At 71.6% G+C, this 21,840-nt stretch carries 23 protein-coding genes; 13 read left to right on the top strand and 10 right to left on the bottom strand.

Annotation, left to right across the window (positions count from 1 at the left end):
* The first annotated feature begins 411 nt into the window (after positions 1-411).
* The 4 genes from OG844_RS40360 to OG844_RS40375 all read left to right on the top strand — a co-directional run bounded on the left by OG844_RS40360 (position 412) and on the right by OG844_RS40375 (position 3,668).
* On the top strand, positions 412-1,128 hold the full coding sequence (locus OG844_RS40360; protein WP_406388421.1) for a DNA alkylation repair protein: 717 nt from the start codon (positions 412-414) through the stop codon (positions 1,126-1,128).
* 95 nt (positions 1,129-1,223) lie between these two features.
* Complete coding sequence (locus OG844_RS40365) at positions 1,224-1,367, top strand: hypothetical protein (RefSeq protein WP_406388419.1); 144 nt, start codon at positions 1,224-1,226, stop codon at positions 1,365-1,367.
* Between the two features lie 93 nt (positions 1,368-1,460).
* A complete protein-coding gene (gene tuf / locus OG844_RS40370) occupies positions 1,461-2,630 on the top strand; it encodes an elongation factor Tu (RefSeq protein ID WP_406388418.1) in 1,170 nt (389 codons plus the stop codon).
* A gap of 192 nt (positions 2,631-2,822) precedes the next feature.
* Positions 2,823-3,668, top strand: a complete 846-nt coding sequence (locus tag OG844_RS40375) for a spermidine synthase (protein WP_406388416.1) — start codon at positions 2,823-2,825, stop codon at positions 3,666-3,668.
* Here OG844_RS40375 and OG844_RS40380 read toward each other — a convergent pair.
* Together OG844_RS40380 and OG844_RS40385 are read right to left on the bottom strand one after the other, a co-directional pair.
* Entirely contained in the window at positions 3,630-4,958 is a 1,329-nt protein-coding gene (locus tag OG844_RS40380) for an MFS transporter (protein ID WP_406388414.1), read from the bottom strand. The two genes, OG844_RS40375 and OG844_RS40380, sit on opposite strands and share 39 nt — an antisense overlap.
* A 66-nt stretch (positions 4,959-5,024) precedes the next feature.
* Positions 5,025-6,071 carry a hypothetical protein gene (locus OG844_RS40385; protein WP_406388412.1) on the bottom strand — a complete coding sequence of 349 codons (1,047 nt, stop codon included), beginning with the start codon at positions 6,069-6,071 and terminating at the stop codon, positions 5,025-5,027.
* A 109-nt stretch (positions 6,072-6,180) separates the two neighbouring features.
* On the opposite strand from OG844_RS40385, the gene OG844_RS40390 reads away from it, so the two are divergent.
* Positions 6,181-6,618 carry a DUF4442 domain-containing protein gene (locus OG844_RS40390; protein WP_406396010.1) on the top strand — a complete coding sequence of 146 codons (438 nt, stop codon included), beginning with the start codon at positions 6,181-6,183 and terminating at the stop codon, positions 6,616-6,618.
* Between the two features lie 134 nt (positions 6,619-6,752).
* The gene (locus OG844_RS40395; protein WP_406388411.1) at positions 6,753-7,418 is read left to right on the top strand and encodes a DedA family protein; all 666 of its coding nucleotides are present in this window, start codon (positions 6,753-6,755) and stop codon (positions 7,416-7,418) included.
* 60 nt (positions 7,419-7,478) lie between these two features.
* On the opposite strand, the gene OG844_RS40400 is transcribed toward OG844_RS40395, so the two are convergent.
* Positions 7,479-8,009, bottom strand: a complete 531-nt coding sequence (locus tag OG844_RS40400) for a gamma carbonic anhydrase family protein (protein ID WP_406388410.1) — start codon at positions 8,007-8,009, stop codon at positions 7,479-7,481.
* Between the two features lie 152 nt (positions 8,010-8,161).
* On the opposite strand from OG844_RS40400, the gene OG844_RS40405 reads away from it, so the two are divergent.
* Positions 8,162-8,908 (top strand): acyltransferase, encoded by a 747-nt coding sequence (locus tag OG844_RS40405; RefSeq protein ID WP_406388409.1) that lies wholly within the window; start codon positions 8,162-8,164, stop codon positions 8,906-8,908.
* A 4-nt stretch (positions 8,909-8,912) separates the two neighbouring features.
* Here the strand turns inward: OG844_RS40405 and OG844_RS40410 are convergent, their stop codons facing one another.
* Positions 8,913-9,779 (bottom strand): EamA family transporter, encoded by an 867-nt coding sequence (locus OG844_RS40410; RefSeq protein ID WP_406388408.1) that lies wholly within the window; start codon positions 9,777-9,779, stop codon positions 8,913-8,915.
* A gap of 93 nt (positions 9,780-9,872) precedes the next feature.
* Between OG844_RS40410 and OG844_RS40415 the strand changes: the two genes are divergently transcribed.
* Entirely contained in the window at positions 9,873-10,457 is a 585-nt protein-coding gene (locus tag OG844_RS40415) for a helix-turn-helix domain-containing protein (RefSeq protein ID WP_406388406.1), read from the top strand.
* Between the two features lie 31 nt (positions 10,458-10,488).
* Positions 10,489-11,043: a YbaK/EbsC family protein gene (locus OG844_RS40420; protein WP_406388404.1), complete on the top strand. Its 555-nt coding sequence runs from the start codon at positions 10,489-10,491 to the stop codon at positions 11,041-11,043.
* 33 nt (positions 11,044-11,076) lie between these two features.
* Here OG844_RS40420 and OG844_RS40425 read toward each other — a convergent pair whose 3' ends face one another.
* Positions 11,077-11,883, bottom strand: a complete 807-nt coding sequence (locus OG844_RS40425) for an aminoglycoside N(3)-acetyltransferase (protein WP_406388402.1) — start codon at positions 11,881-11,883, stop codon at positions 11,077-11,079.
* Positions 11,884-11,918: 35 nt separating this feature from the next.
* Positions 11,919-12,335: a CoA-binding protein gene (locus OG844_RS40430; protein WP_406388401.1), complete on the bottom strand. Its 417-nt coding sequence runs from the start codon at positions 12,333-12,335 to the stop codon at positions 11,919-11,921.
* Between the two features lie 84 nt (positions 12,336-12,419).
* Here OG844_RS40430 and OG844_RS40435 point away from each other — a divergent pair, with 84 nt between their 5' ends.
* The 3 genes from OG844_RS40435 (at position 12,420) to OG844_RS40445 (ending at position 17,428) form a co-directional block, all read left to right on the top strand.
* Positions 12,420-13,055 carry a YigZ family protein gene (locus OG844_RS40435; RefSeq protein WP_406388400.1) on the top strand — a complete coding sequence of 212 codons (636 nt, stop codon included), beginning with the start codon at positions 12,420-12,422 and terminating at the stop codon, positions 13,053-13,055.
* 135 nt (positions 13,056-13,190) lie between these two features.
* Complete coding sequence (locus OG844_RS40440) at positions 13,191-14,357, top strand: exonuclease SbcCD subunit D (protein WP_406388398.1); 1,167 nt, start codon at positions 13,191-13,193, stop codon at positions 14,355-14,357.
* On the top strand, positions 14,354-17,428 hold the full coding sequence (locus OG844_RS40445) for an AAA family ATPase (RefSeq protein WP_406388396.1): 3,075 nt from the start codon (positions 14,354-14,356) through the stop codon (positions 17,426-17,428). The genes OG844_RS40440 and OG844_RS40445 overlap by 4 nt, the downstream gene beginning before the upstream one ends.
* Here the strand turns inward: OG844_RS40445 and OG844_RS40450 are convergent.
* The gene (locus OG844_RS40450; RefSeq protein ID WP_351168390.1) at positions 17,418-17,864 is read right to left on the bottom strand and encodes an Lrp/AsnC family transcriptional regulator; all 447 of its coding nucleotides are present in this window, start codon (positions 17,862-17,864) and stop codon (positions 17,418-17,420) included. The two genes, OG844_RS40445 and OG844_RS40450, sit on opposite strands and share 11 nt — an antisense overlap.
* A gap of 94 nt (positions 17,865-17,958) precedes the next feature.
* On the opposite strand from OG844_RS40450, the gene OG844_RS40455 reads away from it, so the two are divergent.
* The gene (locus tag OG844_RS40455; RefSeq protein WP_406388394.1) at positions 17,959-18,444 is read left to right on the top strand and encodes a rhodanese-like domain-containing protein; all 486 of its coding nucleotides are present in this window, start codon (positions 17,959-17,961) and stop codon (positions 18,442-18,444) included.
* Between the two features lie 47 nt (positions 18,445-18,491).
* Here OG844_RS40455 and OG844_RS40460 read toward each other — a convergent pair whose 3' ends face one another.
* From OG844_RS40460 to OG844_RS40470, 3 genes are all read right to left on the bottom strand, one after another.
* Entirely contained in the window at positions 18,492-19,385 is an 894-nt protein-coding gene (locus OG844_RS40460) for an ATP-grasp domain-containing protein (protein ID WP_406396009.1), read from the bottom strand.
* 166 nt (positions 19,386-19,551) lie between these two features.
* A complete protein-coding gene (locus OG844_RS40465) occupies positions 19,552-21,237 on the bottom strand; it encodes a DUF885 domain-containing protein (RefSeq protein ID WP_406388393.1) in 1,686 nt (561 codons plus the stop codon).
* Positions 21,238-21,305: 68 nt separating this feature from the next.
* Positions 21,306-21,818, bottom strand: coding sequence for an Lrp/AsnC family transcriptional regulator (locus OG844_RS40470; protein ID WP_406388391.1), 513 nt, complete (start codon positions 21,816-21,818; stop codon positions 21,306-21,308).
* Positions 21,819-21,840 lie beyond the last annotated feature (22 nt).

Below are 21,840 nucleotides of genomic sequence, written 5' to 3' on the forward strand. Positions count from 1 at the left end.
GTCCGGACGCGATACACCGGCTGACTGTGCGGGGCATCTGTTCAGGCGGCAGGTGTCCTCAGCCTCCGCCCGGTTTGCCCAGGTGCCCGTGCCCGTGGGGTTGCCGGGAGGGAGCGGGCGTGGCCGACGATGGTCGATGCACAGCGGTGAGGCTCGGGATGGGCGAAACATCTTGCTGGCGTGCGGATTGACGGTTGTCGAGGGGTCGGTACCCGTGCCGGCGCGTAGCCCTTCCGTACCGCATCGCGGCGGAGACGGGCTCGCCCGAGTTCCTGGGTCTGTCGGCGGACGGAAGTCGTCCGTTCGCGGTCTCGGAGGCGGACGACGAGTACTGGATCATCGTCCGGAGTGTTCCTGGTGGTTCGGGGGGATGAACCGGAACAGACGCGTGATCGCCGTAATGTGCAGCCCATGAGGCCCGCAGCGCACGCCGCTCCCACCGTGCCGGACAGCGAGCTCGCCGACACCCTGTTCGAGCGGCTCACGGCTGTCTACCCCCGGGCCGCCGACCCGGAACGAGCGGTCTCGGCAGCCGCGTACATGAAGGACATCGCCCCGTTCCTCGGCATCGCCACCCCGCAGCGGCGGGCCCTTTCGCGGACCCTGCTGGCCGGTACGAGGCGGCCGGACGAGGCGGACTGTACGGCGATCGCCCTGCGCTGCTGGGAGTTGCCGGAGCGTGAGTACCAGTACTTCGCCGTCGACTACCTGCGCCGCCATGTGGCGCGCTGCTCCTCCGGGTTCCTCCCGGTCCTGCGCCACCTCGTCTCCACCAGGGCCTGGTGGGACACCGTCGACCTGCTCGCCGCCCATGTCGCAGGCCCGCTCGTGACCGCCGATCCGGTGCTCGCGACGGCGATGGACCGGTGGATCGAGGGCGACGACATGTGGGTCGCCCGCACGGCCCTGCTGCACCAACTGCGGTACAAGGAACTGACCGACACAGGAAGGCTGTTCGGCTACTGCCTGGCGCGGGCCGACCACCCGGACTTCTTCATCCGCAAGGCGATCGGCTGGTGTCTGCGCGAGTACGCGAAGACCGACCCGGATGCCGTGCGCGACTTCGTCGAGGGTGCCCGGGACAGGTTGTCGCCGCTGTCCGTCCGCGAGGCGCTCCGGAACGTGTGACGACCACGGCCGGCTGAACTCGTGTGTGCGGCAGGCCCGTCCGCCCGCCCGAAAACCATTCGACGCCCCCGCGCCGCTCCGCCATGATCAGGGACATGTTCCGGTACGCCTTCCTCGCAGCGCAGTCCGCAGTCGCGGACTCGCCGAAGGCTGCCGTGAGCACCGCGGTCGCAACCGCAGCAGCAGTCGAAGCAGCGTTCCTCGCTGCCGCAGCGCCCATCGGCGGCGCCCGAAGCTGACCCTCCCCCGACAGTCCGGCGGACCCCGTAAGGGGAGGGTCGGCGGGGCCCTGGGGTCTTCTCTTCTCAGCCTCGAATTCCAAGGAATGAGCCATGCCCAAGACGGCATACGTGCGCACCAAGCCGCACCTGAACATCGGCACCATGGGCCACGTCGACCACGGCAAGACCACACTGACCGCCGCCATCACCAAGGTGCTGAGCGACCGGGGGACCGGCACCTTCGTGCCGTTCGACCGGATCGACCGGGCGCCCGAGGAGGCGCAGCGCGGCATCACCATCAACATCTCGCACGTCGAGTACGAGACCGACACCCGGCACTACGCGCACGTCGACATGCCCGGCCACGCCGACTACATCAAGAACATGGTCACCGGAGCGGCGCAGCTCGACGGGGCGATCCTCGTCGTCTCCGCGCTCGACGGGATCATGCCCCAGACCGCGGAGCACGTCCTGCTGGCCCGTCAGGTCGGCGTCGACCACATCGTCGTCGCCCTCAACAAGGCCGACGTGGGTGACCCCGAGCTGACCGACCTCGTCGAGCTGGAGGTCCGTGAGCTGCTCTCCGCGCACGGCTACGGCGGCGACACGGTGCCCGTCGTACGGGTGTCGGGGCTCAAGGCCCTGGAGGGGGACCCGCGGTGGACGGCGTCCATCGAAGGGCTGCTCGACGCGATCGACACGTACGTGCCGATGCCCGTGCGCTACATCGACGCGCCGTTCCTGCTGTCCGTGGAGAACGTGCTCACCATCACGGGCCGCGGCACCGTCGTCACCGGTGCCGTGGAGCGCGGCACGGTGCGCGTGGGGGACCGGGTGGCGGTGCTCGGTGCGGACATCGAGACGGTCGTGACCGGCCTGGAGACCTTCGGCAAGCCGATGGAGTCCGCGGAGGCCGGGGACAACGTCGCGTTGCTGCTGCGCGGAGTGGAGCGCGACCGGGTCCGCCGCGGCCATGTGGTGGCGGCTCCCGGAAGTGTCAGTCCGAGCCGGCGCTTCACCGCGCAGGTGTACGTCCTGTCGGCCCGGGAAGGCGGCCGCACCACCGCGGTCACCACCGGCTACCGGCCGCAGTTCTACATCCGTACGGCGGACGTGGTCGGCGACGTCGACCTCGGCGAAACGGCCGTGGCCCGGCCCGGCGACACGGTCACCATGACCATCGAGCTCGGCCGTGACATCCCGCTGGAGTCCGGTCTCGGCTTCGCGATCCGCGAGGGCGGCAGGACCGTCGGCGCCGGTACGGTCACCGGCCTGCTCTGAGGCCGGGGAACCCGCCTCCCGCATTCCACGGGGGGCGGGTTCCGCATGTCCTGCGGACCCGGGCAGTCAGGCGCACCCGGGCAGTCCGGTACACCCGGGCAGTCCGGTACACCCGGGCAGTCCGGTACACCCGGGAACATCCGGTATTCCCGGGCAGTCCGGCCCGCCCGGGAAACAGGGAACAATGAGGGCGTGAACGAGCCGATACCCGTCATCCGCGCCGCCGACTTCGGCACCGCCCGGCTGCTGCCCGACGTGGACCGGGACCGGGCGTGGCTGCTCACGGTCGACGGAGCCCCGCAGTCGTACGTCGACCTCGACGATCCGGAGTACCTCGAATTCGAGTACGTGCAGCGGCTCGCCCATGTCGTGGACCTCGCGGCAGAGCCCGGCGCGCCCTTGGACGCGGTGCACCTCGGCGGCGGCGCGCTCACGCTGCCCCGCTACGTCGCGGCGACCCGCCCCGGCTCCCGGCAGGACGTGGCCGAGGCCGACCGGGGACTGATCGAGCTGGTCCATGAGCATCTGCCGCTGCCCGAAGCGGCCGGGATCACCGTGCACGGCACCGACGCCCGGGGCTGGCTGGAAGAGGCACCGGAGGATTCCGCCGACCTGCTGATCGCCGACGTCTTCGGCGGCGCACGGGTACCGGCGCACCTCACGTCCGTCGAGTACGCACGGGCCGCCGGGCGGGTCCTGCGGGCCGGAGGGATCTACGCGGCCAACCTGGCGGACAGCGCGCCCTTCGGCTTCCTGCGCCCGCAGCTCGCCAACTTCGCCGAGGTCTTCGACGAGCTCGCGCTGATCGCGGAGCCGGCCGTACTGCGCGGCCGTCGCTTCGGCAACGTCGTGCTCGTCGCCTCGCGAAGCCCCCTCGACATCGCACCGCTGACGAGGGTGTGCGCCGCGGACGCGTTCCCCGCCCGGGTCGCCCACGGGACGGCGCTCACACGGCTCGTAGGTGGCGCCGAGCCCGTACGGGACGCCGACGCGGTCGCCTCACCCGAGCCCCCCGACGGAGCCTTCGGTATCGGCTGACACCCGGCGCTCCTGCGCGGGCGGCACCGGCGCCGGGCCTCCGGCCGCCTTCACCGTGCTGCGCCGGGTCAGGTTCCGTACGTCCGGGACGAGCAGCACCGCCGCCGTCACCACCACGATCAGCGCGGCGCAGCCCCACAGGGCCTCGCTGCGGCCCACCAGTGTCTCCACCGGACCGGCCGCCGCCGTGGCCAGCGGCACCATCGCGACGGAGCCGAACCAGTCGTACGCCGAGACCCGGGACAGCTTCTCCTCCGGGATCTCCTGATGGAGCGCCGTCATCCAGGAGACGCCGAACACCTCGATGGCGACCCCGGTCACGAACATCACCCCGCAGAGACCGGCCACCGGCAGCGGCACGGCGAGGCTCGCCGAGGGCAACGCCAGCGGGAACACGCAGAGCGTCCCGGCGAGCAGCAGACGTCGGGGCTTCCAGCGCATCATCAGCAGCGCCCCGCCCAGCGTGCCGACTCCGAACGCGGCGAGCGCGAACCCCCATGGGCGCGCACCGCCGAGCTCGTCCCGGGCCACCAGGGGTCCGTACACCGCCTCGGCGGCGCCGATGACGGCCACGACCACGGAGAACTGCAGCACGATGGCCCAGAGCCAGGGGCGGCTCGCGACCTCCCGCCAGCCGTCACGCAGATCGGCGAGCAGTCCACCGCCCGGAGCGCGCTTCGGAATGTGGCTCACGTCGAGGAAGGCCCGCAGCGCACCGGCCACGGCGAACGCCGCCGCGTCGGCGGCCAGCACCCAGCCGGGGTCCATGGCGGCGATCATCGCGCCGCCGAGCGCCGCGCCGCCGATGGCCGCACCGTGCATGGACATCCGGAAGAGGGCGAAGGCGCGGCTCGCCTGCTCGCCGCTGACGCCGGACATCAGCATGCCCTCGGCAGCGGGACTGAAGAAGGCCTGCCCGGTGCCGCACAGCGCGGTCAGGAGCATCATGTGCCACAGCTGGGCGTCGCCGGTCAGGACCAGCCAGGCGAACACCGCCTGGGAGACGCAGTTGAGCGAGTTCGCAGCGACCATCACCCGGTGGCGCGGCAGCCGGTCGGCGATCGCACCGCCGATCAGCAGGAAGAGCACCAGCGGCGCGGTACGCGCGGCGGCGACCAGGCCGACGTCGCCGGCGTCGCCGCCCGACTCCAGAACCGCGAACGCCGCCGCGATCAGCGCGCCGTGGGTACCCAGGCCCGTGATGATCGCGGCGGCTGTCAGCAGACCGAAGTTGCGGCCCGTCCGCTCGGAGCGGAGCGAGGGGGGCGGAGATGCGGCGGCGGAAGTCACCAGGGGACTATCCCCGCCGCAGCCCCTCGCTGCCAAATGGGCCGGCCGTTCCGAGGGTGCGGAGCGTCAGGACGTGCTCTCCGCGAGCCGGACCGTGCTGAGGATCTTCTGGATGGTGGCGTCCGGGAGTTCGTCGTCCACGCCCGCGTTGGCGTAGAGGATCCAGGACGAGTACTCGGCCTTGGCGTTCTTGAAGGTGAAGGCGATCGACTTGCCGTCGGTGTCGCACTTGTCCTTGTTGGCCAGCCCCGTCGCGGTGGCGGTCACCACGCTGCCGGAGAGGCCGGACTTGGTCGTGTACGGCTTGGGCTTGCCGATCTTGACCTTCTCCTTGGGGTCCTCCTGGGCGTAGGCGGCCCACACCCAGTTGGCGGCCTCGTTGGTGGCGGCCTCGTCGGTGCTCTTGGCGCCCTGACCTCCCTTGGTGCCGACGCCGGCCAGACCGGTGTCCTCCTTGGTGCCGTCCTTGTCGGCGTCGTCGACGCACCACTTGCTCTTGTAGTGGGCCGGCGCGGAGAAGCCGACGGCGGGCGGGCCCTCGGGCTTCTTGACGTTCTCGAAGCCGGAGAACACGCCGGCGCCCGAGACCTCCCAGTCGCCGGGTACGTCGAACTGCGTGCCCCACTTGGGGTTCGTGACGACCTTCCAGCCGGGGATCGTCGGCGCGGCGTCCTCACCGCCCCGCGGGTTGGCCGCGGGCGAGGAGGTGGCGTCGGACGGCTTCGCCGACGGCGACGACTTCTTGTCGTCGGCGACGGTCTTGCCGCCCTTGTCGTCGTCCTTGCCCATGACGACGACGCCGGTGACGACAGCCGCCACGACGACCGCGGTGGCGGCGACGATCGCGACGATCGCCGTCTTCTTCTTGTCGTCCGGCTGCGGACCTCCGGGCGGCCCCGGCACCGCGTACTGCGGCATCGTCGGCTGCTGGTACGGGTTCGGCTGCGGGTAGCCCGGCTGCTGCCCGGGCTGGCCCTGCTGCGGATAACCCTGCTGCTGGTATCCCGGCTGCTGGTAGGGATTCGGCTGCTGGTACCCCGGCTGCTGGTACGGGTTCTGATTCTGGTCCTGCGGGTTTTGCTCGCCCCCGGGCGGCTGCTGTCCTGGCCACATGGCCAGTAACCATAGAGGGGTGCGGCGCCCACTGCTACGGCCGCCCCTGTGAGGAGATGGCCAAAGCCTTGTACCCGCGAGTAACATCCCGTTCATGAGCACTGAAGAGATGACAGTCGGCGAGATGCTGTCCGCGACCGTTCCGATGGTCAGGACCCTCAACCTGCAGTACCTCGAAACGAGCGCGGAGCGGGCTGTCCTCTCGCTGCCGGACCAGGCCGAGTACCACAACCACCTCGGCGGACCGCACGCCGGAGCGATGTTCACCCTGGCCGAGTCCGCGAGCGGCGCGATCGTCGTGGCCGCCTTCGGCGACCAGATGGGCCGGGCCGTGCCGCTCCCCGTCACCTCGGAGATGTCCTTCAAGAAGGTGGCCATGGGAGCCGTCACGGCGACCGCGACGCTCGGCCGCCCGGTGGCGGACGTCATCGCCGAACTCGACGAGGGCAAGCGGCCTGAATTCCCCATCACCGTCGAGATTCGGCGGGCCGACGGCGCCGTGACGAGCGAGATGACCGTGGTCTGGACCCTGCGTCCGAACCGCTGACCGATCCGTCCGCACCGGGCCGCCGCACCCCGCTCAGGGGAGCGGCGGCCCTTCGCGCCGTCCGGGCCAGGTAGGCTGCCCGCCGTGCGCCGGAGGAGTGCACAGCGGCAGGATTTCTTACGGAGGGACCGGCGTTGCACGTCCAGGAGTGGCTCGAGACCGTACCCGCGGTCAGTATTTACCTCCTGGTGGGGGTCGTCATCGGGCTCGAGAGCCTGGGAATTCCGCTGCCGGGCGAGATCATCCTCGTCAGTTCGGCGCTCCTCGCCTCCCAGCACGGTGACATCGACCCCGTGGTGCTCGGCGCCTGCGCGTCGGCCGGAGCGATCATCGGTGACTCGATCGGCTATGCCATCGGCCGCAGGGGAGGCCGTCCTCTGCTCGCTTGGCTCGGCGGCAGATTCCCCAAGCACTTCGGTGAGCCCCAGATCGCACTGGCGGAGCGGTCGTTCGAGAAGTGGGGTGTGTGGGCGGTTTTCTTCGGCCGCTTCGTCGCACTGCTGCGGATCTTCGCCGGACCGCTCGCCGGCGTTCTGCACATGCCGTACTGGAAGTTCCTGATCGCCAACGTGCTCGGCGGCATCGTCTGGGCCGGTGGCACCACGGCCGTCATCTACTCGGTGGGTGTCGTCGCCGAGGCTTGGCTCAAGCGCTTCTCGTGGCTCGGCCTGGTGGCTGCCGTACTGATCGGCCTGACGTCGATGCTGGTGCTGAAGAACCGGGCGAAGAAGGCCGGACAGCAGTCGGCGGCCGGCTCCCCGGCGGCGGCGGAGCCGGACCCGGTACCTGCCGTCGACTGACCCCGGCGCCCGCGGCCCGGACCCCCCGCGGGGCTTCGGCCGCGAGCCCGGCTGCCTGCATCAGGCCTGGTGGGCCTTACGGTGCGCCTTCGCCAGTTCCACGTAGCCGACGGCGTTGAAGCGGATGTTCGCGAGCTCCTCGGCGGTCAGTTCCCGCTTGACCTTGGCGGGCACACCGGCGACGAGCGAACCCGGCGGCACCCGCATCCCCTGCGGTACGAGGGCCTGCGCGGCGATCAGTGACCCGGCGCCGATGTGCGCCCCGTTGAGCACCGTGGCGCCCATGCCGATCAGGACGTCGTCCTCGATCACGCAGCCGTGCAGGACCGCGTTGTGGCCGACGGAGACCCGGGCGCCGACCGTGAGCGGGAAGCCGGGATCGGTGTGGACGCTGCAGTTGTCCTGGATGTTGCTGTCGGGCCCGAGAGAGATCGGGCCGCAGTCGGCACGCAGCACGGCCTGGTACCAGACGCTGGAGCCCGGGGCCAAGGAGACCTCGCCGATGACGACGGAGGTCGGCGCCACGAAGGCGTCCGGGTCGATGTCCGGCTCCTTGCCGCCGATGCCGGTGACCAACGCCTGCTCTGTCATCGTGTGCTCCTCGGTTGCGGGTGCGGTGAGGACGCGTCCTCCCACCTGTGAAACCGTAAGCGACGTCCTCTTCGTCCCGCCGGGCCGGGGTGGGGCGAACATCACAGCCTGGCGCGAGGGCCGGTCCCGTCACGGCCGACTACCGTGAGCGGGTGCCGAAGAACAGAAACACGTTCTCGTCCGTGGCCCTCTGGCGGCGCCGCGTCCTGTCCCGTGCCGTCCACCGGGGCTGGGCCTGGGTGCAGGAGTCCGGCGCGGTCACCGCGCAGCACCCGGGGCGCCTGCGGTTCGGCCGCATGGGCGCCGGGACCCGTCTCGCCTTTCCACAGGGCACCGTGTTCGGCGAGCCGTGGATCGAGCTCGGAGACCACTGCATCATCGGCGAGCAGGTGACGCTCACGGCCGGGATGATGCCCGACCTGGACCTGGGGTCCGAGCCGATCCTGACCCTGGGCGACGGTGTGGTGCTGGGCCGCGGCAGCCATGTCATCGCCGACACGACGGTGACGATCGGCTCGAACACGTACTGCGGTCCGTACGTCTACATCACCTCCACCAACCACAGCTACGACGACCCCCACGAGCCCGTCGGGAAGCAGTGGCCCCGCATGGAGCCCGTGGTGATCGGTCCCGGCTGCTGGATCGGAACCGGAGCGGTGGTCCTGCCGGGGGCCAGGCTCGGGCGCAACGTGGTGGTCGCCGCCGGAGCCGTCGTACGGGGCGAGGTGCCCGACCACGCCGTGGTGGCGGGAGCGCCCGCCCGGGTGGTACGGAGCTGGGACCCCGAGAACGGCTGGCAGCCGCCGCTGCGGACACCCGCACCTGTGCCGATCCCGGAAGGCGTCACGCCCGAGCAGTTGCTGGCCGTGGCGCATCTCGAGGACACGCCCCGCGGCTGAGTGCCTACCCCGTGGCCAGCAGGAGGGTCCCGAGCAGGGCGAGGCCCGCGCCCGCGGCCTGGACCGCGCGCAGCCGTTCGCCCAGCACGACGCGTGCGCCCAGCGCCGTCACCACCGGGTACAGCGACGCGAGGACCGCGGCCACGGTGACCGGGCCGTACCGGGCCGCGATCGAGTAGGTGCCGTTCGCGGCGACATCGGCGAGGCCGACGAACGCCAGCGCGGGCAGCGCGGCGAGGACGACGGCCCGACCGCCCTCCTCGGGCAGGGCACGGCCCCCGCGGCGCACCGATACGTACAGGGCCGTGCCGCCGACGGCGATGTTGGTGACGCGCTGGACGAAGAGCGCCAGGAACAGTCCGGTGACCGTGGTGGACGCCTCGGCGATCAGCGCCATCACCGCTCCGAAACCGAATGCCGCCAGCAGGGTCAGCACAACGGCCTGGCGCTGCACCGGGGCCCCACGCAACTGAGGGCCGCCTGCCAGGACGACGCCGACGACGGCCACGGCGACACCGGCGAACTGCGGCAGTCCCGGCTGTTCGCCGACGATCAGTCCGATCCCGACCGGAACGGCGACACCCAGCGCGCCGAGGGGGGAGACCACGCCCATCGGGCCGAGGGCCAGCGCCTTGTAGAAGCTCAGCATCGCCACGGGTCCGACGGCGCCGGCCGCGACCGCGAACCAGAGACGTCCGTCCAGCTCGCTCCAGGCACCCGTCGCCGTCACGACGATGCCGAGCACCGCAGCGGCGATGCACTGCGAGACCACCACCACGGTGAGTGCGGGGGTCCGCCGGGTCAGCAGCCCGCCGCCGAAGTCGGCCAGCCCCCACAGGAGGCTCGTGGCCAGGGCGAACAGTGCTGTCATCGCGTGCCTCGCAGTACAGTGCGGTGATCGGGTGGGTACACCACACCGTAGTGCAGTATTTTCGACCCAGTCATCCAAAATATTGGACGGAACGTGTCTGACCTCGATCAGCTCACCCAGTCGCTCGCACGCAACCTCAAGCGCTGGCGGGGCGAGCGCGGCTTCACCCTCGACGCACTCGCCGCCCGTGCCGGGGTCAGTCGCGGCATGATCATCCAGATCGAGCAGGCACGTACGAACCCGAGCGTCGGCACCACCGTCAAACTCGCCGACGCTCTCGGCGTGAGTATCACGACCCTCCTCGACTACGAGCAGGGGTCCCAGGTGCGCCTGGTTCCCGAGAGCCAGGCCGTGCGGATGTGGTCCACGGAGGCGGGCAGCTGGACCACGCTGCTCGTCGGCACGGAAGCCAGGGGGCCGATGGAGCTCTGGGCCTGGCACCTGATGCCCGGCGACGGCAGTGCCTCCGACCCGCATCCCGAGGGCACGGTGGAACTTCTCCACGTCACCTCGGGCGAACTGACCCTGATCGTCGACGGCGGCGAGCACTCCGTGCCGGCCGGCACCTCCGCGACCTTCGAGGCACACGTGCCGCACAGCTACCGCAACGACGGCACCGAGCCGGCCGAACTGACCATGGCCGTCTCGATCCCGCCGGTACGCCGTGACGGCAACTGACCTCGGCCGGAGGGCTGTTGGCGTGACGCGCATGCGCGCACCACTGGGCAACCTCGAGGACGCTTCTCCCGCCACAGACCGTCTCGGTCTGCTTCCCCCGCCCGTCGCCGATGCGGTGGCCAGGGGCTGGGGCGGCGTCCCCGCCGACCGCATCGTCCACGTCGACACGGATCCGGCGATCGCCGACACCGACGTCTTCGTCGAGCACTACGGCCCGGAGCTGCTCGACCGGTCGGCCAACTGCGTCGTCGTCGCGGGCAAGCGTGGCGGCGAGGTCACCCTGGCCGCATGCCTGGTCCTCTCGCGCACACGCGTCGATGTGAACGGCGCCGTACGCAAGCACCTCGGCGCACGCAAGGCGTCCTTCGCCCCGATGGACGTGGCGGTCGGCGAGTCCGGCATGGAGTACGGCGGGATCACCCCGATCGGCCTGCCCGCCACCTGGCCGCTGCTGCTCGACCCCGCGGTGGTCGACGAGGAGTGGGTGCTCATCGGCAGCGGCCGGCGCCGCGGCAAGCTGATCGTCCCGGGCAAGGCACTGGCGGCACTGCCGGGTGCGGTGCTGGTCGAGGGCCTGGGGATCTGAAGCCAGTAGCGGGAGGGCGCGGACCTGCCCGCCTCAGCTTCGGGCGCGGTTGTCCTTGAACCAGCCGACGGCGAAGTCCACCGCCGAGGTCAGCCGGATCAGCCGGCTCTGTGCCGAGCCCACGCGCCCCCGCCGTACGGCCCCGCCGGTGTCCGCCCGCTCGAAGTCGCGCCCCAGCGCGGCGAAGTCGCTGTCGTCCAGCGCGACGTCCTCGTACTCCCACCACTGACGGCGGCCCTCGGGCGCCACCACGCAGCGGTAGAGGCGGCGCGGCGGGTCGGGGAGCAGGTACTCGGCCAGATGAAAGGCCGTGCACGTGTCGAAGCCCGTGCCCAGGAGCAGAATCCGGGCGTCGGATTCGTACAGACGGGCGAGGGGGGAGTCCTCGCCCAGATGGCAGGTCGGACGGTGCCGGGCGAGCAGGCTCCCGGCCGCCGGGCCGATCGCGGCGAACGACGTCTGGGGGTGGGCGCTGCGCTCGGCGCCCGGTGCCAGACGGACCGTCTCGGCCAGCGTGCCCATGCCGGTCGCGGGCGACGCGGCCCTGTCGAACGGGGGCATCGACGCGCGCACGGCCGCGCGCGCCGCCTCGCTCAGCCCCCGTACCCGGTCCAGGTACGGGGGTGAGGTGTCGGAGTTCTCCGAGGTGAACGAGGGGACGACCAGCGTCCCTTCCGGTCCGAGCGCCTGCCGAAGGGCGTCGACCATGTCGACGGCGTCACCCCCCACCGCACGCATCGAGGTGTGGACCAGCAGGACACCGCCCCGCTCCACCCCGAGCCGGGACAGCTGGGCCACCGCCCGGTCATTGCTGATCAGCTGCTCTGTCACGGCAGACATTGTTCCCGTTGCGGAACGGGTGCGACACCGTCCTGTCAGGAGCGGCGGGCGAGTGTCGGGATTTCGATGGCGGGGCAGCGGTCCATCACCATGTCGACACCGGCCGCGCGAGTGCGCCCGTACGCCGCCTCGTCGATCACCCCGAGCTGGAACCAGACCGCCTTCGCGCCTGCCGCGACCGCTTCGTCGGCGACCGTGCCCGCCAGATCGCTGTTGACGAAGACGTCCACCACGTCGACCGGGAACGGAATGTCCGCCAGCGCGGCGTACCCCTGCTCGCCGTGGACCGTCGCCGCCTTGGGGTGCACCGGGACAACACGCTTGCCGAAGCGCTGAAGGACCTCGGCCACCCCGTAGGCCGCCCGGGAGCGGTTGTCGGACAGACCGACCACCGCCCAGGTGTCGCCAGAGTCCTGAAGAATCCTGCGGACCGTCTCATCGTCTGCGTACATGCCCGGGACAACGGACGGTCCCCCCGGACCATTCCCGTACGGCCGGGGGAGGGGCGGTCGCCGGACGGCGCATAGGGTGGCCGGATGCAGGAGCAGTACCGGACAGTCGCTCGCGCGGGTGTGCACGAGACCGAGGTCAACCGATCGCGCTTCCTCTGCGCGCTCGCCCCCGCAGCCACCGAGCAGGAGGCGCAGGAATTCGTCGCACGCATCCGTAAGGAGCACCCCACCGCCAGCCACAACTGCTTCGCCTACGTGATCGGCGCCGACGCCTCCGTACAGAAGGCGAGTGACGACGGGGAGCCGGGCGGCACCGCGGGCGTCCCCATGCTCCAGATGATGATGCGCCGGGAGGTGCGGTACGCCGTCGCCGTCGTCACCCGCTACTACGGCGGCGTCAAGCTCGGCGCCGGCGGGCTGATCCGGGCGTACGGGGGCGCTGTCGGGGAAGCGCTCGACACGCTGGGCACGATCACCCGGCAGCGCTTCCGACTGGCCACGGTCACCGTCGACCACCAGAGGGCCGGCAAGCTCGAGAACGATCTGCGCGCCACCGGCCGCTCCGTGCACGATGTGCGGTACGCGGAGGCGGTGACGATCGAGATCGGCATCCCGGACGCAGACATCGAGGACTTCAGGGTCTGGCTCGCCGATGCGACGGCCGGCTCGGCGACGCTCGAACTGGGTGGCGAGGCGTACGGGGACGTACGGGCCGGATGAGGGATCAGAGGCCCCGCGGCATTAGCGTGGTGTCGGGCCGACTGCGGAAATCCGCGGCGGGCGGGGGTGCGGAGCCGGTGCGGCTCCGGGGCGGAGGAAGCGGAAGATGCAGGTCGGAGCCGTCGGAGTGATGTCGTGAGGATTCTGCACACCTCGGACTGGCACCTGGGGCGGTCGTTCCACCGTGTCCCCATGCTCGAAGCCCAGGCCGACTACCTCGACCACCTCGTGCGGACCGTACGCGAGCACGAGGTCGACGCGGTCCTCGTGGCGGGCGATGTCTACGACAGGGCCGTGCCGCCGCTGGCGGCCGTCAGGCTGTTCGACGACGCACTGCACCGGCTCGCCGCCGCCGGCGTGCCGACCGTCATGATCTCCGGCAATCACGACTCCGCCCACCGGCTCGGCGTCGGTGCGGGGCTGATCGCGCGGGCCGGCATCCACCTGCGCACCGATCCGGCGGACTGCGCGACCCCCGTAGTGCTGCAGGACGCACACGGAGACGTGGCGTTCTACGGTCTGCCCTATCTGGAACCCGCGCTCGTCAAGGACACCCTGGGTGCCACGAAGGCCGGACACGAAGCGGTCCTGACCGCCGCAATGGACCGGGTCCGTGCCGATCTCGCCGACCGGCCCGCCGCCACCCGCTCCGTGGTCCTCGCTCACGCGTTCGTGTCGGGCGGCGAACCCAGCGACAGCGAACGCGACATCACGGTCGGCGGTGTCGCCGCCGTCCCCGCGGGAGTCTTCGCCGGTGCCGACTACGCGGCCCTCGGGCACCTGCACGGCTGCCAGACCGTCACCGAACGCGTCCGCTACTCCGGTTCCCCGCTCGCGTACTCCTTCTCCGAGGCAACCCACCGCAAGACGATGTGGCTGATCGACCTCGGCGCCGGCGGAGAGATCTCCGCCGAACGCATCGAATGCCCGGCCCCGCACCCGCTCGCACGGCTCCGGGGACGGCTCGACACCCTCCTCGACGACGCCGCCCTGGAACGGCACGAGGAGTCCTGGGTCGAAGCCACCCTCACCGACCCGGTACGGCCCGTCGAGCCGATGGCACGCCTCCTGGCCCGATTCCCGCACACCCTCAGCCTCGTGTTCGAACCGGAGCGTGCCCCCGAGGACCCCTTCGCTTCGTACGCCCAGCGGCTCCGGGGCCGGGACGACCAGCAGATCGCGGAGGACTTCGTGGCCCATGTGCGCGGCGGGAGCGGGCCCAGCGAGCAGGAGCGCACGGTGCTGCGCGCCGCGTTCGACGACGTACGGGTGAGCGACGGCGTGCACGAGGTGTCCCGTTGAGACTGCACCGGCTCACCCTCACCGCCTTCGGCCCCTTCGGCGCCACCCAGGAAGTCGACTTCGACGCGCTCTCCTCGGCCGGGCTCTTCCTGCTGCACGGTCCGACCGGCGCGGGCAAGACCTCCGTCCTCGACGCCGTCTGCTTCGGCCTGTACGGAGCCGTACCCGGCGCCCGGCAGAGCCTCGGCACCTCGCTGCGGAGCGACCATGCCCCGGCCGACCTGCCGACCGAGGTCCGGCTGGAGCTGACCGTGGGAGGACGTCGCCTGGAGGTCACCCGTCGGCCCGCCCAGCCCCGTCCGAGGAAGCGGGGACACGGCTTCACGACAGAAAAGGCACAGAGCCTGCTGCGCGAGTACGGCCCCGAGAAGGGCTGGCAGGCGCTCAGCCGCTCGCACCAGGAGATCGGCGAGGAGATCGGCCGGCTCATCGGGATGAGCAGGGACCAGTTCTGCCAGGTGGTCCTGCTTCCCCAGGGAGACTTCGCGCGCTTCCTGCGGGCCGACGCCGAGGCACGCGGCAAACTCCTGGGCAGGCTCTTCGACACCCGCCGGTTCGCCGCGGTGGAGGACCACCTGGCCGAGCTGCGCCGTAGGGCGGAAGCGCAGGTCCGAACCGGCGACGCACACATCCTGGCCCTCGCCCAGCGCATCGCGCAGGCCGCCGGACCGGCCGCCAGCGAATCGCCCCTGCCCGAGGACCGGCCCGGTGAACCCGGACTCGCCGACGGCGTACTGCAATGGGCAGCCGTCGCGCGTGGCGGCGCACACGAGCGGCTCGACATCGCCCGGTGCGCACTGTCGGCGGCGGAGGCCCGGAACAACGCCGCGCGCGACGCCCTGGACGCCGAGCGCGAGCTCGCCCGGCTGCAGCAGCGGTACGGGGAAACGCGCCGCCGCGCCGCAGGACTGGAGGAGCGTCGCATCGAGCGCGACCGCTGCCACGAACAGCTCACGCGCGCACGCAAGGCGGACCTCGTCGCTCCGGCGCTCGAGCTGCGCGAGGAGGCCGAACGCGCCCACCGGGCGGCGAGCGGGGCCCGTGAACGCTCTCGCGCGGAGCTGCCCCCGGAGCTGGCCGACGCGGGCGTCGAACAGCTTTCCGGCGCTGAGCGCACCCTCCGGTCGGACCTCGGCGCACTCGAAGCGGCGCGCCGCGCCGAACGGCGCAGCAGGCAGATCGACGCCGAACGGGCGGGGATCGAACGGCAGTCCCGTGCCGACGACGAACTGATCCAGGAGTCGGCGGACTGGCTGGCGGGCTGGGACGGCATCCACCGGGAACTGCGGGAGCGCATCGAGAGCGCGCAGGAGGCCGCGACCCGGGCCGAGCAGCTGGCCGGCCGGCTGGAACCGGCGCGCAGAAGGCTCGACGCGGCACGGCGGCGCGACGCACTCGTCGTCCGGGAAGGGACCGCCGAGGACAGTCTGACCGCGGCCCGCGAGCACGCCCTCGCCGCGCACGAGACCTGGCTGGGGCTGCGTGAGCGGCGGCTGCGCGACATCGCGGCGGAGCTGGCCGCAGGGCTCGCCGACGGCGTGGCCTGCACGGTGTGCGGGTCGGCCGATCACCCGGAGCCGGCCCGCCCGGGAGACGGCCATGTGGACCGCGCGACGGAGGAAGCGGCGCTCGCCGACCACCGGCGTGCGGAGCAGTCCCGCGCGGAGGCGGAGCGCGAGCTCGGCGTGCTGCGCGAACGGCTCGCCGTGGCGCGGGCGGAGGCGTCGGGGGACCTGTCGGAGCATCTGGAGGTGCCGGAGGCCGAGGGGGCGGCGCAGGATTCCGGCCGGGGTACGGCCTCCGTCGCGGAACTCGAGGCGGTCGTCACCGGGCTGGCCCGGGAACACGCGGAAGCGCACCGGCTGGCAGCCGGGATGCACGGCGCGCGGGAGGCACTCGCCGCTGCCGAGCGGGAACACCTCGGACGGCTCGACGCCCGGCAGCAGGCCGAACGGCGCTCGGCGGCCCGTACCTCACAGCGGGAAGCACTCGACCGCGAACAGGCCGCACTGGAGACCGAACTGGTGGCGGCACGGGGGGCCTCGGGCTCCGTCGCCGCACACGCGGACCTGCTGGAGCGCCGGGTCTCGCTGCTCGCCGATGCCGCTGATGCGCTGCGGGCCGAACAGAGCGCCGCGCAGCGCCGCAAGGAGGCCGACGGCACACTCGCCGACGCCGCCTTCCGGGCCGGGTTCGACACCCCGCAGGCCGCGGCTTCGGCGCTCGTCGACGGTACAGCCCAGCGGGAACTCCAGCACCGGATCGACGCCTGGCAGGCGGAGGCCGCAGCCGTCGCCGACCGGCTCGCCGAGGAGGACGCCCGGGCAGCCGCGGCGCACCCGCCCGCGACGCCGGATGCCGCGCAGTCGGCGTACGACGCGTCAGGACGGCAGCTGCGCGACAGCGCCGCCGCCCTCGCCGCCGCCCAGGAGCGCTGCACGGAGCTCGGCCGGCTCTCCCGGCAGACCGCGGACGAGGTGCGCAGGATGGGGCCGCTCCGGCAGGAGCACGAACGGGTGGCACGTCTCGCCGGGCTGACCGCGGGCACCTCGGCCGACAACGAGCGCAAAATGCGGCTCGAGGCGTATGTGCTCGCCGCCCGGCTGGAACAGGTCGCCGCGGCCGCGACAGCCCGTCTCCAGCGCATGTCGTCGGGCCGCTACACCCTGGTCCACTCCGACGCGCGGAGCGGTGGGCGCAGAGCAGGACTCGGGCTGCACGTCGTGGACTCCTGGACGGGCCGGGAGCGCGACACGGCGACCCTGTCCGGCGGCGAGACGTTCTTCGCGTCGCTCGCCCTCGCGCTCGGCCTCGCCGATGTCGTCACGGACGAGGCGGGCGGCGTACGGCTGGACACGCTCTTCATCGACGAGGGCTTCGGCAGCCTGGACGAGCAGACCCTGGACGAGGTCCTCGACGTCCTGGACTCGCTGCGCGAACGCGACCGCAGCGTCGGCATCGTCAGTCATGTCGCCGACCTGCGGCGCCGCATCCCCGCACAGCTGGAATTGGTCAAGGAACGACACGGCTCGGCGGTGCGGCATCGCGTGGCGGGCACGCTCAGCGGCTGATCGCCCGGCGGGGGAGAGGCGAGGAGTACACGATGCTGGTGGTCACGGAGCCGAGGGTGCCGATCCTCCCCGTGACCTCTTCGAGGTGGCGCATCGAACGGGCGGTCACCTTCAGCACGAAGCAGTCGTCCCCCGTCACGTGATGTGCCTCCACGATCTCCGGCGTCGTGTCCGTCAGATCGTGGAAAGGCTTGTAGTTGCCGTTCGGATAGCGCAGCCGTACGAGGGCCATGATCGGCATCCCGAGCCGCTCGGGTTCCACCACTGCGGTGTAACCGCTGATCACGCCCACCTCCTCGAGGCGGCGCACGCGTTCGGTGACGGCGCTCGGCGACATGGCGACGGCGCGGGCCAGCTCGGCGAAGGTCGCACGTCCGTCGCGTTGCAGGACGTCGAGGATGCGCCAGTCCGTGGCGTCCGGGGAATAGTCGGTCATGCTCCTCAGACAACAGGGAGATCCCCGGCAGATCAAGCGATGTGGCGGGGATCCTCACTTCCGGCAGAGGAGCACCGACCGTAGATTTCTGGGCATGACCTCACAGCTCACCACCACAGACAACCCCGTCCTGCGCGTCGCCCCGGCCTCCCCTGCGGCCGCCGCCGCGTACTTCGGTGCCTCGCTGGCCTTCCACGCCGATGCCTCCGACGTGGCCGCGGCACTGGCGGCGGGCGGCGACCCGGGCTTCGTCGTGCTGGACTCCCGGTCCACCGCGTCCTGGGACCAGGGACACATTCCCGGCGCGGTACACCTGCCCACCGCACTCGTGGCGGAGCAGGCACAGGAACTTCTCGACCCGGCGGTACCGGTGGTCACCTACTGCTGGGGCCCCGGCTGCAACGGTGCCGCCCGCGCCGCCCTGGCCCTCGCCGAACTCGGTTACCAGGTCAAGGAGATGCTCGGCGGATTCGAGTACTGGGCGCGCGAGGGATTCGAGTTCGAGACCTGGCAGGGCCTGGAACGGCGCCCCGCCGACCCGCTCACCGCGCCGGCGGGTGCCGACGACTGCGGTTGCTGACCACCGCGTCGTGCCGACGACTGCGGCGACTGCCGGTCACCGGCCGGTCAGCGCCCCTGGGAAGTGCCCGCGGTGTCGAGCAGGGCAGCGAACACGCCCTCCCCGTCGTGGCCGGCAGGCAGTCCGCTGACCTGCCCGTCGCCGACCTCCACCACCCGCCACACCCCGTCGTCGCGCAGGGCCATGTCCGTCGTCACCCAACGCCAGCCGAGGCCACGCACCGCCTCACCGACGGCATCGAGCCCGGGCGTGGGTACCTGGGCGGGCGTGTCGGGGTGGGCGGTCACCAGCACGGCCTCACCGTCCACCCACCACACCCGGGCCTCGCCGCCCGGAACGAACGACTCGTAGGCCCGCAGCACCACACCACCGGCCAGGAAGTCGCCCTGCAGCTCGACGAACCGCCCGACGACCGAGGCGAGCCGAGGAGCGTCCGACAGCGCCGGTACGTAGCAGGCCTCGTCCCACTCGTGCTTACGGGACTTCACGAAGTCCTTGACGACGCCCGCCCCGGAGCCGAGAGGTCCGGCGAGGCGTGCCCAGAACTCCGTGCCTGTACCTGCGGCGGCGTCGGAGGTCAGCGCGCACCAGACGCTGTGCGGTGTGAGACCGGCGAATACCCCGTACCAGCCGGGCAGTTCATGCGCCGTGCGGTATGCGGCGGCATCCGTGAGGAGCGAGCAGCCGCGCCCTGCCAGCGCCCCCTCCAGCTCCTCGTACCGCACCGGCGGAATCATCCAGCCTCGGTACCAGTACGCCCCCGAGTCCCGCCGGACCCGGCCGACGGACGCTTCCGGGTCCCCGGCGAGCAGCGCGTCGTGGTCGACCAGGGCGATCTGCGCCCCCGCCCTGCGGGCGGCGGCAGCCTCCTGGGCGAACTGAGGGTCCGGGCGTCCGGGGCGCAGGGGGTCGGAGCAGAACAGGAAACCGGTCGGCGTCATGCGGAACCGTTTCTTGAGCTTTCGCTCGGGACTCGGGCGGATACGGAAGGGCGCGCCGGCGGAGGCGTCGCGAGCGGACAGGGCCATGGTTCCACCGGACCCGTCGGCCGCGCGGATCGGAACGCGGAACCGCTCGCGGATCAGATCCCCGACGTTCGATCCGGCGTCAGATCCTGGACAGCTCGTCCACCAGATCGTCCAGGCCGAGCGAACCCTGCGAGAGAGCCGCCATGTGCCAGGCCTTGAGGTCGAACGCGTCCCCGTGCGCCTTGCGTGCGTTCTCCCGGCCCAGCAGCCAGGCGCGCTCGCCCAGCTTGTAGCCGATGGCCTGCCCCGGCATCGACAGATAGCGGGTCAGCTCGCTCTCCACGAAGTCGGCAGGCCGGCCGCTGTGGCTGCCGAAGAACTCCTGGGCCAGCTCCGGCGTCCACCGCTCGCCCGGGTGGAACGGCGAGTCCGCGGGGATCTCCAGCTCCAGGTGCATGCCGATGTCCACGATCACCCGGCAGGCACGCATCATCTGCGCGTCCAGATAGCCGAGCCGCCGCTCGGCGTCGGGCAGGAAGCCCAGCTCGTCCATCAGCCGCTCCGCATACAGCGCCCAGCCCTCGGCGTTGGCACTGACATGGCCGATCGACGCCTGGTAGCGGGAAAGGCTGTCGGCGACGTGGGTCCACTGGGCGATCTGCAGATGGTGGCCCGGCACTCCCTCGTGGTACCAGGTGGACACCAGGTCGTACACGGGGAAACGCGTCTCGCCCATGGTGGGCAGCCACGTGCGGCCGGGCCGGGAGAAGTCCTCGGAAGGACCGGTGTAGTACGGAGCGGCGGCTCCTCCCGCCGGGGCGATCCGGGACTCCACCTTCCGTACCCGCTCGGCGAGTTCGAAGTGGGTTCCGTCGAGCGCGTCGATGGCTTCGTCCATCAGCTCCTGCAGCCACACACGGACCTCGTCCACGCCCTCGATGTGCTTGCCGTGCACATCGAGATGGGCGAGAGCCTCCCAGGGGCCGGCGCCCGGAAGGATCTTGTCTGCCTCGGTCCTCATCTCGGCCAGCAGCCGGTGGTATTCGGACCAGCCGTACGCGTACGCCTCGTCGAGATCGAGGTCCGTGCCGTTGTACTGGCGTGCCCAACGTGCGTAGCGCTCACGGCCGACGGTGTCGGGGGCACCCTCGATCGCGGGGGCGTAGACCTCCCTCAGCCACCCGCGCAGCGCGAGGAGCCCCTCGGTCGCCCGGCGTGCGGCGTCGTCCAGCTCCGCGCGCAGCGACTCCGGTCCCGGGGCCACGAAGTCCTGGAAGAACCCGGTGCCGCCCTCCCCGGCCCAGGAACCCAGTTGCTCGATGAACGTGGCCGTGGGGCGCGGGCCCGCGTACAGCTTGCGATCGAGACCGAGCGCGAGCGAGGCCCGGTACCCGTCCAACGCCGCGGGGACCGCGAGCAGTCGGTCCACGACCGCCGCCCAGTCCTCGTCCGTTGCGGTCGGCGTCGCCGTGAAGACGTCGCGCAGGCTGTGCGCCGGTGAGTGGATGTTGGAGACGGCCCGCATGCCCTCCTCGGTCTCGTGGATGGCGAGTTCGGCCGTCAGCCGCTCGCGCAGAAGTCGCGCGCAGCGCTGCTCGGCGTCGGTGTCCGCGCCCGGCGCCCGCTCGGCGGCGTCGAGCTCCGCCAGGGTGCGGCGGATCAGCTCGGCAGCGGCTTCCTGGCCGGCCGGAGAGAAATCGGGCAGCCGACGAGAGCTTTCCGCGACACCGAGGTAGGTACCGGTGATCGGGTCGAGTTCGATGAACGCGTCGACGTAGGCGTCGGCGACCTGGCGCGGCAGCGTGCTGCTCGATGTGTCTGACATGTGGACATCCTCGTACGCCGAAGGGCTCCGCGTCACCCGGATAGGACCTAGGTCCCGGTGGAGGTCCTTTACGGCGTTGTGGAGTCGGGGTGCGCCTCGTCCGTGCCCGCGGTGGGCGGCAGCAGCGGACCGCACTCCCATTGCTGGAAGATCAGCCGCGTCTCCACCCGCGCCACCTCACGCTGCGAGGTGAACTCGTCCAGGACCAGGCGCTGCAGGTCCGCCGTGCCGGCGACGGCCACATGGACGAGATAGTCGTCGGGCCCGGTGAGATGGAAGAGCGCGCGGGACTCGGGCAGTGCGCGGATCCGCTCGACGAACGGTCCGATGAGTTCCCTGCGGTGCGGCCGGACCTGCACCAGGAGCAGTGCCTCGAGGCCCCGGCCGAGCCGGGCCGGATCGAGCCGCAGCTGGTGCCCGAGGATGACACCGGAGCGGCGCAGCCGTGCCACCCTGTCCAGACAGGTGGACGGCGCCACCCCGACTTCGGCGGCCAGCTCCCGGTACGTCGTCCGTGCATCGTTCTGCAGCAGTCGCAGAATGTGTAGATCCACCGGGTCCAGAGCGACAGATTCAGCCATTGGGCGAACGTAACACGGGATT

It is taken from the genome of Streptomyces sp. NBC_00887 (genome assembly GCF_045207585.1).